Here is a 16,694-nt window from a genome sequence, read left to right on the forward strand (position 1 = left end):
GCCCCCAAACCCCCGGAGTATTTTGGAAAAGATGAAGTTTGGGGCGTGATATGACAAACACGGCGGCAATCATTGGTGGTGGCGTGATCGGCGGCGGGTGGGCCGCGCGGTTTTTGCTGAACGGTTGGGATGTGCGGGTTTTTGACCCTGATCCTGAGTCCGAGCGCAAGATCGGGGAGGTTCTGGACAATGCGCGGCGGTCGCTGCCGGGGTTAAGTGATGTGCCGTTGCCGCCCGAGGGCGTGCTGAGTTTCCATGACGACTTGGCCGATGCCGTGCAGGGCGCGGAGTGGATTCAGGAAAGCGTGCCCGAGCGGTTGGACCTGAAGTTGAAGGTTTACAAGGGCCTGCAAGAGGCGTGTGACCCGGGGGCGATCATCGGGTCGTCGACCAGCGGATTCAAGCCCTCGGAACTGCAAGATGGTGCGTTGCGACCCGAGCAGATCGTGGTGACCCATCCGTTCAACCCGGTTTATCTGCTGCCGCTGATCGAATTGGTGCCGACCGACAAGAACCCGTCTGAGATGGTCGAGCGCGCGCAGGGGCTGTTGAAATCCGTGGGGTTCTTTCCGCTGCACATCAAGAAAGAGATCGACGCCCATATCGCGGACCGTTTCCTTGAGGCCGTCTGGCGCGAGGCGCTGTGGTTGGTCAAGGATGGCATCGCCACCACCGAAGAGGTTGATGAGGCGATCCGCATGGGGTTTGGCATCCGCTGGGCGCAGATGGGCCTGTTCGAGACCTACCGCGTGGCAGGAGGTGAGGCCGGGATGCGGCACTTTATGGCGCAGTTCGGGCCAGCGCTGAAATGGCCATGGACCAAGCTGATGGATGTGCCCGAGTTCACTGATGAGTTGGTCGATATGATCGCCGACCAGTCGGATGCGCAGTCGGGTATGCACTCGATTCGTGAATTGGAGCGTATTCGCGACAACAATCTTGTGGGGATGATGCGGGCGCTCAAGGCGCAGAACTGGGGTGCGGGGGCGGTCCTGAACCAGCATGATTCCGTGTTGAAGCCCGGTGCCTTGCCAACGATCGACCAAGCCGACCTGAGCCAGCCGATCCTGACCGTCGCGCGTGCAGTGCCGTTGGATTGGACGGACTATAACGGCCACATGAACGAGGCGCGCTATCTGGAAGCCTTTGCCGCCGCCACTGACCGGTTCATGGAGATCATGGGCTGTGATGCGGACTATATCGCCTCGGGCGGTAGCTATTTCACCGCCGAAAACCACATTCGGTATATCGACGAAGTGCATGCGGGCGCGAAGATTGAGGTGCGCACGCAGTTGTTGCTGGGGCAGGGCAAGAAGCTGCATGTTTTCCATAGCATGTATGAGGGTGACAAGCTGCTGGCCACGGGCGAGAGCTTCCTGCTTCATGTCAGTCTTGAGACCCGCCGCCCCAGTGCTCCGTCAGCTGAGATTGAGGCAGCGATGGCCCGGATTTCCGAAGCGCAGGCCGCCTTGCCGTATCCCGAAGGCGCGGGTGCTGCGATCCGCAAACCGTCATGAGCGGGCGTGTTCTGATTACAGCCGGCGCTTCGGGCGTTGGCCGGGCCATGGCCGAAGCGTTTGATGCGGCGGGTGCGCAAGTCTGGGTGGCGGACCTGGATCCCGAGGCCCTGTCGCATTGCCCGTCGCATTGGCGAAAGTCCGAAATCAACGTGGCTGAGGAAATCACCGTCGCGGATATCTTCGCGAAGATCGAAGCCGAGTGGGGCGGGTTGGATACGTTATGCGCCAATGCAGGCGTTGCCGGGCCGACGGCCGTGGTAGAGGACGTGGCTATTGAGGATTGGCGGGCGTGCCTGTCGGTGAATCTTGAAGGTGCGTTCTTGTGCGCGAAATACGCCGCGCCGATCATGAAGCGTCAAAAAAGCGGGGCTGTGGTGATCACATCCTCGACTGCCGGACAATACGGATACCCCAATCGCGCGCCCTACGCGGCGGCGAAATGGGGAGTGATCGGACTGGCCAAGACGCTTGCCATGGAGCTTGGGCCGTTTGGCGTGCGTTGCAACACGATCTGCCCCGGCGCTGTAGAAGGCCCGCGCATGGAAGGTGTGCTAGAGCGTGAGGCGGCGGCCAAGGGGATGACCCGCGACCAAGTGTATAACGGCTACGCGTCCGGCACTTCGATGGGCCGGTTTGTCGAGGGACGGGACATCGCGGATATGGCCGTGTTCCTTGCCTCGGATGCGGCACGGCTGGTGTCGGGGCAGGTGATCGCCGTGGACGGCCATACCGTCAACCCCGATCCAAAACTCTGACTATCCCTGATTTGGCCCGCGTATTTGGCGGATGGTCTGACGAACCGCCTGCCAGTCCTGCGCTTGCTGTATGTTTCCGGCGGCTTGGCATTCGCGCATTTTAAGCGCGGCTTCGGCCTCGGCCCGGTCACCGTGCGCCGAATAAAGGGCGCGTGCGTATTGTGCGGTTTGTAGTGCGTCCATTCCTGTGGTCCTCCGTCTGTGGTCGGAATGCCCGTAAGTTCGCGCCAATCGACGATAACACAGGTTGGAGGTTAACGCATCCTTTCGCGTAACGACTTCAGGTGGCATGGAAAATCCCGCGCGGTCACGTCGGCCTCGCGGACCAGTGTGTCAAAGTGGCGCGTGAAGGTTTCGATACGATCACGGTCTCGGAACGCCATATAATGACTTCCGGCATAAAACACACACAGCAGCGGGCCAAATATCGTGACGGGCGCAGAATAAAGTCGCTTTGCATCAAAAAGGTAGATGCGCATTCGGGGGTAAAGTTGTTCGCACAAGGCAAGCAGATGGTCGATCTGTTCCCGACGCGTCTGAAGGTCCAGTCCGTGATAGTAACCGGTCGCGTTAGCAAAGCTGTCGATTTCAAACAGCGGCATCGCGACTTCGTAGTCTGATTGTGCCTGGCGCATCCAGGTCAGGCGGTCTTCTGACGCCCCGATTGCTTGATCTGCTGTTCTGCCCAGATGCGGCGCGTACTCCCATTCCAGCACTGCGCGGGTTTTCAACATGTCAGGCAAAGTTGCTGGAACATAACGGATTTTGTAGCCTGCAGCCTCTTTGTGCCATTCAAATATCCGTTCATCCACAAGGGCGCGTGGCGCTTCTGTCATGGTGAGCGAGCTTGCCAGTAACTCTGCCGCGCTTTCAGGGCGATCAGAAAGGCTCAGCAGCCAATCCGCCGACACACCCAAGGCCGAAGCGCAACTGCCGACCACATGCGCGTTCGGCAGCCGAGCGCCATCGAGCGTCAAAAGCTGCGACACAGTTGAACGGTCCACTCCGATCTCACGTGCCAGCGCGCTTTGACTGACCCGCCTTTCTTCCATGGCGCGAGCAAGGCGCTGTCGGAACTGTGCTGCGCGGTCTCGTTTGTCGATTTTATTCTGCATGTGTTTGAAAATATCACATTTGATGAATTTTGTTAATCATATTCAGAATTTTCAACCTGACCTGTTGTCCGTAATTCTTGAGACATAACAAGAATATGGGTGACGGAATGGAAACACGGCGAAGATCAGTCGTGAAGGCTGTGCTGTGGAATGCGATGGGGCTGATTGTCATGACCCTTGTTGGGTTGGTGGCAACTGGGTCCGCTGCAATCGGCGGAACATTGGCGGTTGTGAACACCGCGATCGGTCTGACCTTGTACGTAATTTATGAACGCGTTTGGGCTGGTATCACGTGGGGTCGCAATGTCTGAGCGTGAGGGGCCCGAGTGGATCACCTTCGCGCTGATTCTGACATGTTATGCAGCTTGGCTGGGTGTGATTTTCTACGCGCCTTTATGGGTGGCAATCCCGGCGATGGGGTGTGTCGCCGCCATGCATTCCTCACTGACGCATGAAGCGTTGCACGGGCATCCATTCCGGCAAAACTGGTTGAATGAGGCTTTGATGGCCCTGCCGTTGACGCTGTTCATTCCGTATCAGCGTTTTCGAGACCTGCATCTTGCCCACCACAGGGACGCAACCTTGACCGACCCGTACGACGACCCGGAGTCGAATTACCTCGATCCGAAGGTCTGGGGTCGTCTACGCGGTTGGCAACGGCTGTTGCTGTCTGCGAATAACACTCTGCTGGGGCGTATCGTTCTGGGCCCGGCGATTGGGCAATATGTCTTCACGCGGGATGAGCTGCGCGCCACCTTTCGCGGTGACCGGAATGTTTTGAGGGCGTGGGCGCTGCATCTTGTCGGAGTCGCTGTTGTTCTTGGGGTCGTTGCGCAGTCCGGTATGCCGATTTGGGCCTATGTCACGTCTGCATATATCGGGTTGGGTCTGGTTAAGATTCGAACTTTTCTGGAACACCGGGCACACGAAGATGCAGGTGCCAGAACCGTTATCGTCGAAGACCGTGGTCCGCTGGCGTTTCTATTTCTGAACAATAACTTGCACGTAGTTCATCACATGAACCCTGCCGCGCCCTGGTACAAGCTGCCATCTTTGTATCACGAGGGGAAAGACCGCTATCTGGCTAGAAACAGCGCCTATGTGTATCGCTCTTACGCCGAAATTTTCCGCGCGTTCTTCGTGCGTGCGAAGGACCCGGTTGCGCATCCGCTCTGGCCAAGGGATTGATTTAAGGCCACAAGGGTCGGCATGAGCCTTTGGATTCCCGTCACTCTCGCGGCTGCTTCGTTTCAAACCGTTCGCTTCATGCTGCAAAAGTCGCTGAGCAGCGTGAAGCTGAGTGCGGCTGGCGCGACATTTGCGCGGTTTGCGTATTCGATGCCTCTGGCGGTGCTAGGGTTGGCTGTGGCTTTGATGCTGACAGGGTATGGCCTGCCGCATCTGACCGCCAAATTTTGGCTGTTCGCCGTGGTTGGCGGGACAACTCAGATTCTTGCGACAATCTGTGTGGTCGCTTTGTTCAAGCAGCGCAATTTTGCCGTTGGGATCACCTTCAAGAAAACCGAAGTCATCCAGACCGCCATTGTGGGTTTTCTGGTCCTTGGCGATCAGGTGTCGGCGGGGGCGTTTGCGGCGATCATTCTGGGGCTGACGGCGGTTCTGTTGCTGTCGAAAAACCCCGGCGGGGATGGCGCGTGGTGGAAACACCTGACCAATCGCGCCTCGCGATTGGGGCTTGGGTCGGGTGTTCTGTTCGCGTTTTCCTCGGTCAGTTACCGGGGGGCGTCGTTGGAATTGGGTGATATCGACGCGTGGTTCCGGGCGCTGGTGACACTGGCTGTTGTGGTGTCGTTCCAGTTTCTCAGCATGGGGCTTTGGCTTTTGTGGCGGGACCGGGCCGAATTACGGGCTGTCTGGGACACGCGCCGGACCGGAGTATTTGTCGGCCTCACCAGCCTGAGCGGATCATTTTGTTGGTTTCTGGCCTTCACATTGCAGAACGCGGCATATGTCAAAGCGCTGGGACAGGTCGAGTTGATCCTGAGCCTTTTCGCTTCGCTGCTGTTCTTCCGCGAGACCATCACCCGGCGCGAGATCGCCGGGATGACATTGCTGGGTGCGTCGATAGTTGTGCTGGTGTTGTCGATTTAACCGGCTCGGCGCTCATCAAAGCTGAGTGCGATAAAGCTGGGCATATGATCGCCCATTCCTACAACATTCGCGCCACCACCGTCGCGACGATTGCGGCCCCTGGGTTCTTTTTCCCTTTTACGGTCGCTCTTTTTGCTGTCGCTTTTCTTTTCATCCGACGGCTTGACTTTTTTCTCTTGTTTGGGCGCGTCCGATTTCGGTTCGTCCTTGATCGGGTTGTCGATCCGGGGGATTTCCTTTTGGATCAGCTTTTCGATTGCATCCAGCGCCTTTTCGTCGCGGCCCGAGCAGATGGTGATTGCCTTGCCCTCACGACCGGCACGACCCGTCCGGCCAATCCGGTGAACGTAGTCTTCGGCATGGCCGGGCACGTCAAAGTTGAACACGTGGCTGACCGACGGGATATCCAGACCCCGCGCGGCCACATCCGAGGCCACCAACAGGCGCAGAGACCCGTCGCGGAACCCGTCCAGCGTTTTCATACGCTGCGACTGGTCCAGATCACCATGGATGGCGGCGGCGTTATAGCCGTATTTCTTCAGCGACTTCGCGCAGATATCAACATCCGTCTTGCGGTTGCAGAAGATGATCGCGTTCGTGCATTTGTCGCCTTCGGCGTCGATCAGTGCGCGCAGGACCTTGCGTTTATTGCTGGCCTCACGGTCGCGGCGACCACCTTTGAACATCACCACGCCCTGTTCGATTGTTTCAGACGCCGTCGCCTGGCGGGCAACCTCGATGCGGGCAGGGGCTGACAGGAACGTGTCAGTAATACGCTCGATCTCAGAGGCCATGGTGGCCGAGAAGAACAGTGTCTGGCGCGTGAACGGCGTCAGCGAAAAGATGCGCTCGATATCGGGGATAAAGCCCATATCCAGCATCCGGTCAGCCTCATCCACGACCATGATCTGAACGCCGGTCAGCAGCAGCTTGCCGCGTTCGAAATGGTCCAGCAGACGACCGGGCGTGGCGATCAGAACGTCGACGCCCCGGTCGATCAGCGCCTCTTGTTCCTTGAAGCTGACGCCTCCGATCAACAGCGCCTTGGTCAGTTTCAGGTGCTTGGTATAGGTGTCGAAGTTTTCGGCTACCTGCGCGGCCAGTTCCCGCGTCGGGCACAGCACCAGCGATCGCGGCATCCGCGCACGTGCGCGGCCACGGGCCAGCAGGGTGATCATCGGCAGAGTAAAACTTGCGGTTTTCCCGGTGCCGGTCTGGGCGATACCCAGAACATCCTTGCCCTCAAGCGCAGGGGGAATTGCACCTTCCTGGATCGGGGTGGGGGTTTCGTATCCGGCTTCCTCAATGGCTTTGAGGACCTTCGGGTTCAGGTTCAGTTCGTTAAACTTTGTCATGTATGTCCGTTTTTGCGGACACTAGACCTGGCCCGCGCGTCAAAGGAATGCCGGGTCCGGATGACCATACGCAGCAGCGCGCATTTCGGCTTGGGCGGGGACATAACAAAAACGTCGATCAGCGTCAAATGAAGACACGTTAACGTAACGGCGGTCCGTGATAGTCTGGATTTCGCGCAACAATTCAGGCGCTTCCGGGGAAGTGTTTCGCGAGCTTTTCGTCCAGATTAATCGGGCGATAGCGGATCAACCCATGTTGCTTCAATCGCGCGTAAACATCGTGGTCTGTACCGCTGATTTCATCGTAAAACGCACGAAGCCCGGTTTCGCCGCCTTCGGTCATTATCCAGCTCAGCAGTTCGTTCATGTTCAACCCGCCCTGTTCGCGTGGCACGTTCGGGGACATTCCGGCCCTGTATGATCCGCTTTGCATCCGAAATTGGACATGCGCCCGGAAATGATCCCAGTCAGGCGCGTGGCGGTGGCACAGGTCGATTCCAGGCAACTCGGTAGTTACCGGGCGGTTCTCTCCGTTCTGAAACAGGTTGTGAATGCGAAAATTGATCCGGGGCAGGCCGGTACGCACGAAGAGCTTGCCCTGAACGTGGCTGAGGAATCCACCCAGAACAAATGCGCCGTAATTCGGATAAAGCGTTTGCATAATCCCGTCGCGGCCCTGACCGGTAGGAATATAGGCCTTGTACTGATCCTGCGTGCCCCCGACGGGTTCAATCGGACGGACACGAACCGCGGGGACGTCATCCGGAATCTCTGCCAACTGTTCATCAACAGGGGTCTGGGTCCACAGGAATTCGTCCAGATCAATATGAGTCAGCCAGTCAACTTGTGCCTTTCGATAAGTAAAGCTGGCATTTGCGGTCTGTCGCACCTGATGCGTATCGGGCCTTTTGCGTTGCCTGTAGGCCCAGAACCTTGTGTCGCAGATGCGGACCTCGACCTTCGGATGGCGAATTAGCACATTGAAGGCGTCCGGGCAGGGCTCGTCCAGAAACAGAAAGATTTGATCGGCCCCAAGATCGAGGTGGTAGGCCACAAACCGCAGGATGTCCTTCGCCGTTCCCCGAACAGTCGATACGATGCCCCAAGTTGTCACTGCCGCGCCCTTTGCCGCGCCGCCCGCATCTCTCGCATTAGTTTCAGGCGTCGGAACACAGTGCCGGGGTCCGCGTTAAGCCTGTTCAGAAGATGATTGGCCAACGGCGCTATGGTTGGGTCGGTCAAAGCTTTGGACCAGATCGGCGCAATAAGGTTGATATCCAGACCACCACTATCCAGCGAAAACCCCTCCATCCCCATTGGCAGGGCGGCATCGACTTTGTGTCGCAGCCGAAAGGCATCCGAGGGTGGGTGGCCGGAAAACAGACGTTCAAACTCATACAGTTTGACCAGACCAAACAACATGCGCAAGGCATGACCGACCTCACGTTGGGTCGGGGTCATGCCGTGATCTGCAAATGTCTGCACCGAGGATACCAGCCAACGCAGGTCCAATACCTGCAACAAATGCGCCGATTGCTCGGCCCAGAGGCGCTGAAACAGGGGCGGGCATTGTGTCGGAAAATCCCTTTTACGCAGGTTTGCGATCAACTGAGCGTTCAGGAATGCCAGTTCGGTCGAGCCTACGAATTCTTCCGCGATCCGCGCCCGTTTTCGCGCCCAAGATGTGTTGGGCGACCCCGGACCCAGCCGCGCCGCATCCTCAGCAACGATCTGAACAGTCAAAGGCTCCAGAGCAGCGTCAGCAGGCGGCAGCGTTTCAGCGCCAAAGTCGAACGGGGCGCGGCGGCCCTCAAAACGGTCCAGGACGCCTGTCAGACCGTCGGGATAGGTCAGGTCAATCTCGTTCATGCCCAAGAGATTGCGGCGGGGTGTTTGCCACTGCAATCAAACCATCATTTCCTTGGTCGCCGTCAGGTTCAATGCCGGATAGTCCCGCACCACCCGGTCGATATCCCATTGCAGGCGCGTCAGATAAACGATGTCGCCGTCATGGTCGTGCGCGATGTGCTGTTTGTTGGCGTTGACGAATTTTTCAACCTCGACCTTGTCACCGCTGACCCAACGGGCCGAGGTGAACTGCGACGCCTCGAACCGAACAGGCAGGCCGTATTCCATCTCGATCCGGCTGGCGAGCACTTCGAATTGCAGAGCACCGACCACACCTACGATAAAGCCAGACCCGATTGAGGGTTTGAACACTTTGGCTGCACCTTCCTCGGCGAACTGCATCAAAGCCTTTTCCAGATGCTTGGCTTTTAACGGATCTGCCGCGCGGACGGTTTGCAGCAGTTCCGGCGCGAAGGACGGAATGCCGGTGACGCGTAGCGCCTCGCCCTCGGTCAGGGTATCACCGATGCGCAGTTGCCCGTGGTTGGGGATGCCGATGATGTCGCCGGCCCATGCCTCTTCGGCCAATTCGCGGTCGGAGGCGAGAAACAGCACCGGGTTCGAGATCGCCATGGGCTTTTTCGACCGTACATGAGTCAGCTTCATGCCGCGTTTGAAATGTCCCGAGGCCATTCGCACAAACGCTACGCGGTCGCGGTGCTTGGGGTCCATATTGGCCTGCACCTTGAAGACAAAGCCTGCGACCTTCTTTTCATCCGGCGCGATCTGACGCGGTTCAGCCGATTGAACCTGAGGCTGCGGGCCGTATGCACCGATGCCTTCCATCAATTCCTTGACGCCGAACGAGTTAATCGCCGAGCCGAACCAGATTGGGGTCATATGCCCCTCAAGAACTGCCTGCGGGTCGAGCTTGGGCAGCAATTCGCGCGCCATTTCGACCTCTTCCAGCAGTTTCTCCAGCAGATGTTCGGGGACGTGTTCGGCCAGCTTGGGATCGTCCAAACCGTCGATCTGAATGCTCTCGGCCACTTTGTTGCGGTCGGCGCGGTCCATCAGTTCCAAGCGGTCGCGCAGCATGTCATAGCAGCCGATGAAATCGCGCCCCACGCCAATCGGCCAGGCGGCGGGAGTGACGTCGATGGCCAGCATCTCTTGAATTTCGTCGATGATCTCGAACGTATCGCGGCTTTCGCGGTCCATCTTGTTACAGAAGGTCAGGATCGGCAGATCGCGCAGGCGGCAGACCTCGAACAGTTTCTGCGTCTGGCTTTCCACACCTTTCGCGCCGTCGATCACCATCACAGCAGCGTCTACAGCGGTGAGCGTCCGATAGGTATCTTCCGAGAAATCGCTGTGACCGGGTGTATCAACCAGATTGAAACGGAAGTTCCCATAGTCGAACGACATTGCCGAAGCGGAAACCGAGATACCGCGATCCTTTTCCATCTGCATGAAGTCCGAGCGTGTGCGCCGCGCCTCACCTTTGGCGCGGACCTGACCGGCCATCTGGATCGCGCCTCCGTATAGAAGGAACTTTTCCGTCAGCGTCGTCTTGCCCGCATCCGGGTGCGAGATGATCGCAAAGGTCCGGCGACGGGCGATCTCGGGCGGCAGGGAGGGTTGGTTCGAGGTATCAAGCATAATCGCGCGTATAGGCGGGGAATCCTGCCGAGGCAAGACAAAGGGGGTGGTTCGAATCGTACAGCTATGGCAATAAGAACATATAGTGAACAAATAGTGGAGTGGATAAATGAATTTGAAAGAGATTGCCGATGAGCTGGTGGCTGGTTGTCGCGAAGACCGCGCCAAGGAAAATCTGGATAAGCTCTATGCCGAGGATGCCGTTTCGGTCGAAGGGCAGGATTTCATGGATATGGGGCGTGAAACCCACGGTCGCGACGCCATTCGAGGTAAACACGAATGGTGGGAAGGCGCGCACGAGGTCTCGGGCGCTTCAGTCAGTGATCCCTTTCCTCATGGTGAAGATCGCTTTGCGGTGATTTTTTCAGTGCAGGGCAAGGTGAAAGAAACCGGTGAAGCCTTTGATATGCAAGAGGTTGGCGTCTATCATGTGGCGAACGGAAAAATTGTTCGGGAAGAGTTCTTTTACTGATCGTTCTTGAATTCTGGTCTTCCCTGTCTGGCCGGTGCTAGACATGGCAACAACAACAGATGGGGAGGATCAGATGGATCTGGGAATCAAAGGAAAACGCGCGCTGGTTTGTGCCAGTAGCAAGGGATTGGGTCTGGGCTGTGCCGAGTCATTGGCTGCAGCGGGGGTCGATCTCGTGATGAACGCGCGCGGTTCCGAGGCGTTAGAGTTTGAAGCCGTGCGGTTGCGCTCGGACCATGGCGTGGACGTTCAGACGGTCGCGTGCGATGTCACTTCGCCGGACGGTCAGGAGCAGGTCATAGAAGCTGCGCAGGGTGTTGATATTCTTGTGACAAACGCGGGTGGTCCCCCTCCGGGTATGTGGTCGGATTGGGAGCGTGAAGATTTCATCAAAGCGCTGGACGCCAACATGCTGACGCCGATTGCCTTTATGAAGGCCTTGCTGCCGGGAATGATGGACAAAGGCTGGGGGCGCGTGGTCAATATCACCTCGCAATCCGTGCGCGCGCCCATCGCCGTGCTGGGCCTGTCGAACGCGGCGCGGACGGGGCTGACTGGCTATGTCGCCGGAACCGCGCGTCAGGTGGCCCCCCAAGGGGTGACGATCAACAATCTGTTGCCCGGAATTCACGCCACCGGCCGCGCCGATGCGCTGGACAGCGGGGTTTCCTTGCAAAAGAACATCTCGATGGAAGACGCCCGTGCCGAACGCGCCGCCACGATCCCCGCGCGCCGCTATGGCACACGGCAGGAATTTGGCGCGGCCTGCGCTTTTCTGTGTTCCCAGCACGCGGGGTTTATCGTGGGTCAGAATATCCTGCTGGACGGCGGTGGGACCAACCTGACGATGTAGATGATGGCGAAAAATTTTTCACTGAAAGATCAGTTATTTAATGCAGAAAAGACCCGCTATCTGGCGGGGCTTTTCGCGGCAGCCGACCCCGGTTTCGATGTGGATGCGCTTCAAGCGCAGGTCATGTCCCGCCTGTCTGGTCTTGAGTTGAAAGAGCGTATGGCGTGGATCGCCACGTGTCTGCAACAGGCCGTTCCCGGTGATCTGCCGGACGTTGCGCCGACGTTGTTGAACGCCTTGCCCCCTCCGTTGGACCCGACCAAGACGGATGATGATTTCGGTGACTTCATCTTTGCGCCCTTGGGCGATTGGGTTGTGGACGTTGGGTTGTACCATCCCGATCTGGCGCTGGACGTGATCGAAGAACTGACGCAGAGGTTTTCAATGGAATGGGCCATTCGCCCATTCCTTAACCACCATCCTGATAAGGTGATGGCGCGTATGGAAGTTTGGTGCGATCACGACAGCTATCACGTGCGCAGACTGGTTAGCGAAGGAACGCGGCCAAGGCTGCCGTGGGGGCAGGCGGTCGGGCTGGACCTGACTGATCCGTTACCATTGTTGGACCGGCTTCACGCGGACAAGACTCGTTACGTTACACGCTCGGTCGCCAATCATCTAAATGATATCACAAAGAAGGACCCCGAACTGGTTCTGAGCCGCTTGCAAAGCTGGTCGCAGGACGCGCATCAAGACGCTGACGAATTGCGATGGATGACAACGCACACTCTGCGCGGGTTGGTCAAATCGGGCCACCCCAAGGCCATGAAGATGCTGGGCTTTGACCCAGAAGCCGAGGTTTCGGCAAGCATCGCTGTTCTTGGTGAGGCCAGGATTGGCGGGGCGTTGGAGTTTGATGTGGCTTTGACCGGAGAGAGTGATCAACCCGTTTTGGTAGATTATATTATTCACTTTAAAAAGCCTGGAGGAAAAACTTCAACAAAGGTGCATAAACTCAAGCAATCGGCTTTGCGCGACGGGGCGTTAAAACTGGGAAAGAAGCACAAGCTTAAAGCCGATGCGACAACCTTCAAGCTGGTCCCCGGCGCACATCGGTTGGAAATTCAGGTGAATGGTCGGGTGCGCGCGGGCGTCGATTTCGAACTGCTGGGTTGAGGCGGGCAACTCACAGTTCTGTTAAATGTCGAAGGCTTGGATTGCACCTGACACCGCTCTGATCTAGCTGATGTCTGTCGCGAAACAGAGGGAAGCTCGGGATGAAGCATGAGTCGGTGCAGAATTACTATGGCGAAGTCTTGCAAGGCAGTTCTGACCTGCAGACCAACGCATGTTGCACGCCGGATGACATGCCGGATCATGTAAAGAAAATTCTTTCGCAAATTCATGACGATGTGTTGACCCGTTACTATGGATGCGGGTTGATCGCCCCGCTGGATCTTGAGGGGATGAGCATCCTCGACTTGGGCTGTGGGGCCGGGCGCGACGTCTACGCTCTGTCCGCTATGGTGGGCGAAAAAGGCCGCGTGGTTGGTGTGGATATGACGCCCGAGCAACTGGACGTCGCCCGAGCGCATCAGGATTATCACGCACAGGCCTTTGGTCACGGAGCGTCGAATGTTGAATTCCATCACGGCTATATCGAAAAACTGGACGAATTGGACCTTGAGCCCGGTTCGTTCGACATCGTCGTCTCGAACTGCGTGATCAATCTGGCCACAGACAAAGAGGCGGTTTTGCGCGGGGCTCACCGTCTGCTGAAAGAAGGTGGCGAGATGTACTTCTCGGACGTCTACGCCGATCGACGTGTGCCTCAAGCTATGGCCGAGGATGAGGTTCTGTACGGCGAATGCCTGTCCGGGGCGCTGTATTGGAATGATTTCCTGTCGATCTCGCGCAAGGCAGGATTTGGCGATCCACGCCGTGTGACTCACCGACCGCTGACCATTGAAAACCCGGTGCTGGAGCAGCGCGTTGCGCCGTTGAAGTTCCTGTCCGCGACGTATCGTCTGTTCAAGCTGCCGGAGCTGGAGCCAGCTTGCGAGGATTACGGGCAGGCGGTGATCTACAAGGGCACCATCCTTCACGCTTCGCATCTGTTTGAGTTGGATGACCATCATGCGATTGAAACCGGCAAGGTCTTTCCGGTTTGCGGTAATACGTGGATGATGTTGAAAGACACACGGTTTGCCCGGCATTTCAACTTTATCGGCGATTTCTCGACCCATTATGGCATTTTCGAAGGGTGTGGCGGGGAAAGCCCGTTTGAAGCCGCCGGAGAAGCTCTGTCCGGTGGGTGTTGCTGATCCCTTGCGCCTGAAGGGCGGGGTTGCTATCCCCGCCCAAGTCCGATGGAATTGATCGGGAAAGGCAACGGGGTCCATCGGTGACAGTAGACGCAACTCCTCCACGTCTGGAAATTCGCAATCTGGTCGCGCGCTATGAAGGGCGGGTTGTGGTTGACGATGTCTCGCTGACCGTTCAGGCGGGGCAGGTCACCTGTTTGCTGGGGCCGTCGGGTTGTGGCAAGTCGACGACGCTGCGGATGATCGCCGGGGTCGACATGCAAGAATCCGGTGAGATTTACGTCGACGGGAAACTGATCTGCGACACCGTGTTTCGCGTGCCTCCGGAACGTCGCGAAATTGGGTTGATGTTTCAGGACTTTGCCCTGTTTCCCCATCTCAGCGTGGCGGACAACGTCGCTTTTGGCTTGAAAGGGCGCAAAGACGAAAAACGCGCCCGCGTTGAAGAACTGCTGCGCAAGGTCGACATGATGCGGTTCATAGACGATTTTCCGCATCACCTGTCAGGGGGTGAGCAGCAAAGGGTGGCATTGGCGCGTGCTCTGGCACCGCGCCCGCGTATCATGTTGATGGATGAACCCTTCTCGGGGCTGGACAACCGGCTGCGCGATGGCATCAGGGATGAGACCCTGGCGATCCTCAAGCAGGAAGACGCGGCTGTGGTTCTGGTCACTCATGAACCTGAAGAGGCCATGCGCATGGCAGACGAAATCGCGTTGATGCGACGGGGCAAGATCGTTCAGCAAGGCGCGCCCTATAACGTCTATACGCGCCCGGCTGACAAGGCGGCCGTGGCCTTTTTTAGCGATCTCAATACTTTAAGGTCGCAAGTGAATGGGGCCTTGGCGGACACGCCGTTTGGGCAGTTTCTGGCGCCCGGCGTCGCTGATGGCACGAATGTCGAGATCGTTTTCCGTCCTCAGCACGTTCGCTTGGACTTTGATCGCAACGGCAAAGGGCCGCTCCCAACGGCGACGGATGGCGTCGCGGCCCGAGGCGTGGTCGAGCGTTCGCGGTTTCTGGGCAACGAAAGCCTTGTTGAGTTTCGCATGGATCATGACGGCTCGATCCTGAAAGCGACGGTACCCAACGTCTTTGTGCCCCAGCCGGGACGCGTTATGTGGCTGACGGTCCGCCGGGACCGGTGTTTCGTGTTCCCCGAGTGACGCCTGTAACCACAGATTAGGGCCAAGTGGTGCGCGAAAGCCGCAGATTGCGTGCGCGGGTCGCTTGCCGCCGCGCAGGGGCGGGTCTATCAAGGAAAAAACGCAGGGACGGATGGGGCATATGCGTATTCTTCTGACCAACGATGATGGAATCAACGCCCCGGGGCTTATCGCGCTCGAGGCGATTGCCGCAGAACTTGCAGGGCCCGATGGTGAGGTTTGGGTCGTCGCGCCGGCATTCGAACAGTCCGGCGTTGGTCACTGCATCAGCTATACGCATCCGATGATGATGGCCCAGTTGGGTGAACGTCGGTTTGCGGCTGAAGGGTCGCCCGCCGATTGCGTGCTGGCTGGCTTGCACGACGTGATGAAGGATGCGCCGCCGGATTTGGTTTTGTCGGGTGTGAATCGTGGAAACAACTCTGCCGAAAACACGCTGTATTCCGGAACCGTGGGCGGCGCGATGGAAGCTGCCTTACAAGGTATCCCCGCGATCGCGTTGTCGCAGTATTTCGGCCCGCGTAATCTTGGGCTGGACGATCCCTTTGAGACAGCAACCCGGCACGGCGCCGACCTTGTGCGGAAAATTCTGGATGCTACCCCAGCAGAACAGGGCGATTACCGGCTGTTTTATAACGTGAATTTCCCTCCGGTTCCTGCGGATGAAGTGCTGGGTACTCGGATCGCGCCGCAAGGGTTTCGCCGGGATACACATTTTTCGGTCGAACCTCACAGCTCTCCTTCGGGGCGGCGCTTTTTGTGGATCAAGGGAGGCTATCAGCACAACCCGACCGCGCCCGGAACGGACGCCGCAGTAAATCTGGCCGGTTATATTTCGGTTACGCCGATGCGCGCGGACCTGACAGCGCATGACACGCTTGAGGCATTGAAGTCGATCGAATGAGCGGACCAAGCGCAGAAACCATTATGCAATTTCTGTTTGCCTTGCGCTCGCGCGGGGTGACGGATGCACGTGTTCTGGCCGCGATGGAGCAGATTGATCGCGGAAAGTTTGTCAAAGGCCTGTTTTCTGAGCGCGCCTATGAAGACACTCCGTTGCCGATTGCCTGTGGTCAAACAATAAGTCAGCCGTCAGTTGTTGGGCTTATGACGCAGGCGCTGGACGTGCGTCCGCGCGATACAGTTCTGGAAATCGGCACGGGGTCCGGATATCAGGCCGCCGTCCTGTCCAAGCTGGCGCGCCGGGTTTACACCGTCGAGCGCCACAAGAGGTTGGTCCGTGAAACGGGGGAACTGTTCCGCGATATGGGGCTGACCAACGTGACAGCGATGCTGTCGGATGGATCCTTTGGCCTGCCGGAACAGGCACCGTTCGACCGCATCATCGTGACGGCGGCGGCGGAAGACCCCCCCGGGCCACTCTTGGCGCAGCTCAAAATCGGCGGTATCATGGTTTTACCGGTGGGGCAGTCGGATGCGGTTCAGACGTTGATCCGCGTGCGGCGAACCGAGACCGGTCTGGAATATGATGAATTGTTGCCCGTTCGTTTCGTACCTCTGCTAGAGGGGTTGGGAAAAGAAGGGGCGTAAAGGATTACTTTGCAGATGCAC

Annotated in this window: 18 protein-coding genes; 12 read left to right on the plus strand and 6 right to left on the minus strand. The window is 57.9% G+C overall.

All coding sequences use genetic code 11. The features are described from left to right. Window positions 1-50 precede the first annotated feature (50 nt). Window positions 51-1,517, plus strand: coding sequence for a carnitine 3-dehydrogenase (locus GOV87_RS07390; RefSeq protein ID WP_171211336.1), 1,467 nt, complete (start codon window positions 51-53; stop codon window positions 1,515-1,517). Further along, window positions 1,514-2,275, plus strand: coding sequence for an SDR family oxidoreductase (locus tag GOV87_RS07395; RefSeq protein ID WP_171121642.1), 762 nt, complete (start codon window positions 1,514-1,516; stop codon window positions 2,273-2,275). The genes GOV87_RS07390 and GOV87_RS07395 overlap by 4 nt, the downstream gene beginning before the upstream one ends. Here the strand turns inward: GOV87_RS07395 and GOV87_RS07400 are convergent, their stop codons facing one another. After that, the gene (locus GOV87_RS07400) at window positions 2,276-2,458 is read right to left on the minus strand and encodes a hypothetical protein (RefSeq protein WP_171121641.1); all 183 of its coding nucleotides are present in this window, start codon (window positions 2,456-2,458) and stop codon (window positions 2,276-2,278) included. A 71-nt stretch (window positions 2,459-2,529) separates the two neighbouring features. Continuing rightward, window positions 2,530-3,390, minus strand: coding sequence for a helix-turn-helix domain-containing protein (locus GOV87_RS07405; RefSeq protein WP_171124734.1), 861 nt, complete (start codon window positions 3,388-3,390; stop codon window positions 2,530-2,532). Window positions 3,391-3,497: 107 nt separating this feature from the next. On the opposite strand from GOV87_RS07405, the gene GOV87_RS07410 reads away from it, so the two are divergent. Genes GOV87_RS07410 through GOV87_RS07420 form a run of 3 tightly spaced genes read left to right on the plus strand, consistent with a single transcriptional unit; the run spans window position 3,498 to window position 5,502 of the window. Beyond that, window positions 3,498-3,701 (plus strand): DUF2061 domain-containing protein, encoded by a 204-nt coding sequence (locus GOV87_RS07410; protein WP_171211337.1) that lies wholly within the window; start codon window positions 3,498-3,500, stop codon window positions 3,699-3,701. Next, window positions 3,694-4,578: a fatty acid desaturase gene (locus GOV87_RS07415; RefSeq protein ID WP_171211338.1), complete on the plus strand. Its 885-nt coding sequence runs from the start codon at window positions 3,694-3,696 to the stop codon at window positions 4,576-4,578. The genes GOV87_RS07410 and GOV87_RS07415 overlap by 8 nt, the downstream gene beginning before the upstream one ends. A gap of 21 nt (window positions 4,579-4,599) precedes the next feature. Continuing rightward, a complete protein-coding gene (locus GOV87_RS07420; protein ID WP_171124738.1) occupies window positions 4,600-5,502 on the plus strand; it encodes a DMT family transporter in 903 nt (300 codons plus the stop codon). Here the strand turns inward: GOV87_RS07420 and GOV87_RS07425 are convergent. From GOV87_RS07425 to GOV87_RS07440, 4 genes are all read right to left on the minus strand, one after another. Beyond that, a complete protein-coding gene (locus GOV87_RS07425; protein ID WP_171211339.1) occupies window positions 5,499-6,857 on the minus strand; it encodes a DEAD/DEAH box helicase in 1,359 nt (452 codons plus the stop codon). The genes GOV87_RS07420 and GOV87_RS07425 overlap by 4 nt on opposite strands. A 184-nt stretch (window positions 6,858-7,041) precedes the next feature. Beyond that, entirely contained in the window at window positions 7,042-7,971 is a 930-nt protein-coding gene (locus tag GOV87_RS07430) for a glycosyltransferase family 2 protein (protein ID WP_171211340.1), read from the minus strand. Continuing rightward, complete coding sequence (locus GOV87_RS07435) at window positions 7,968-8,762, minus strand: hypothetical protein (RefSeq protein WP_171211341.1); 795 nt, start codon at window positions 8,760-8,762, stop codon at window positions 7,968-7,970. The genes GOV87_RS07430 and GOV87_RS07435 overlap by 4 nt, the downstream gene beginning before the upstream one ends. Beyond that, window positions 8,763-10,367 carry a peptide chain release factor 3 gene (locus GOV87_RS07440; protein WP_171211342.1) on the minus strand — a complete coding sequence of 535 codons (1,605 nt, stop codon included), beginning with the start codon at window positions 10,365-10,367 and terminating at the stop codon, window positions 8,763-8,765. A gap of 109 nt (window positions 10,368-10,476) precedes the next feature. Between GOV87_RS07440 and GOV87_RS07445 the strand changes: the two genes are divergently transcribed. The 7 genes from GOV87_RS07445 to GOV87_RS07475 all read left to right on the plus strand — a co-directional run bounded on the left by GOV87_RS07445 (window position 10,477) and on the right by GOV87_RS07475 (window position 16,673). Next, the gene (locus tag GOV87_RS07445; RefSeq protein ID WP_171121632.1) at window positions 10,477-10,839 is read left to right on the plus strand and encodes a SnoaL-like domain-containing protein; all 363 of its coding nucleotides are present in this window, start codon (window positions 10,477-10,479) and stop codon (window positions 10,837-10,839) included. Between the two features lie 73 nt (window positions 10,840-10,912). Further along, window positions 10,913-11,692, plus strand: coding sequence for an SDR family oxidoreductase (locus GOV87_RS07450; RefSeq protein ID WP_171211579.1), 780 nt, complete (start codon window positions 10,913-10,915; stop codon window positions 11,690-11,692). A gap of 3 nt (window positions 11,693-11,695) precedes the next feature. Continuing rightward, the gene (locus GOV87_RS07455; RefSeq protein ID WP_171211580.1) at window positions 11,696-12,808 is read left to right on the plus strand and encodes a hypothetical protein; all 1,113 of its coding nucleotides are present in this window, start codon (window positions 11,696-11,698) and stop codon (window positions 12,806-12,808) included. 101 nt (window positions 12,809-12,909) lie between these two features. After that, the gene (locus tag GOV87_RS07460; RefSeq protein WP_171211343.1) at window positions 12,910-13,956 is read left to right on the plus strand and encodes a methyltransferase domain-containing protein; all 1,047 of its coding nucleotides are present in this window, start codon (window positions 12,910-12,912) and stop codon (window positions 13,954-13,956) included. A gap of 80 nt (window positions 13,957-14,036) precedes the next feature. Then, a complete protein-coding gene (locus GOV87_RS07465) occupies window positions 14,037-15,122 on the plus strand; it encodes an ABC transporter ATP-binding protein (RefSeq protein WP_171121629.1) in 1,086 nt (361 codons plus the stop codon). A gap of 121 nt (window positions 15,123-15,243) precedes the next feature. Further along, entirely contained in the window at window positions 15,244-16,026 is a 783-nt protein-coding gene (surE, locus tag GOV87_RS07470; RefSeq protein ID WP_171134812.1) for a 5'/3'-nucleotidase SurE, read from the plus strand. Then, complete coding sequence (locus GOV87_RS07475; RefSeq protein WP_171121627.1) at window positions 16,023-16,673, plus strand: protein-L-isoaspartate(D-aspartate) O-methyltransferase; 651 nt, start codon at window positions 16,023-16,025, stop codon at window positions 16,671-16,673. The genes surE and GOV87_RS07475 overlap by 4 nt, the downstream gene beginning before the upstream one ends. Window positions 16,674-16,694 lie beyond the last annotated feature (21 nt).

This window comes from Ruegeria sp. HKCCA5426 (assembly GCF_013034585.1).
In the GTDB taxonomy this organism is placed as follows: domain Bacteria; phylum Pseudomonadota; class Alphaproteobacteria; order Rhodobacterales; family Rhodobacteraceae; genus Ruegeria.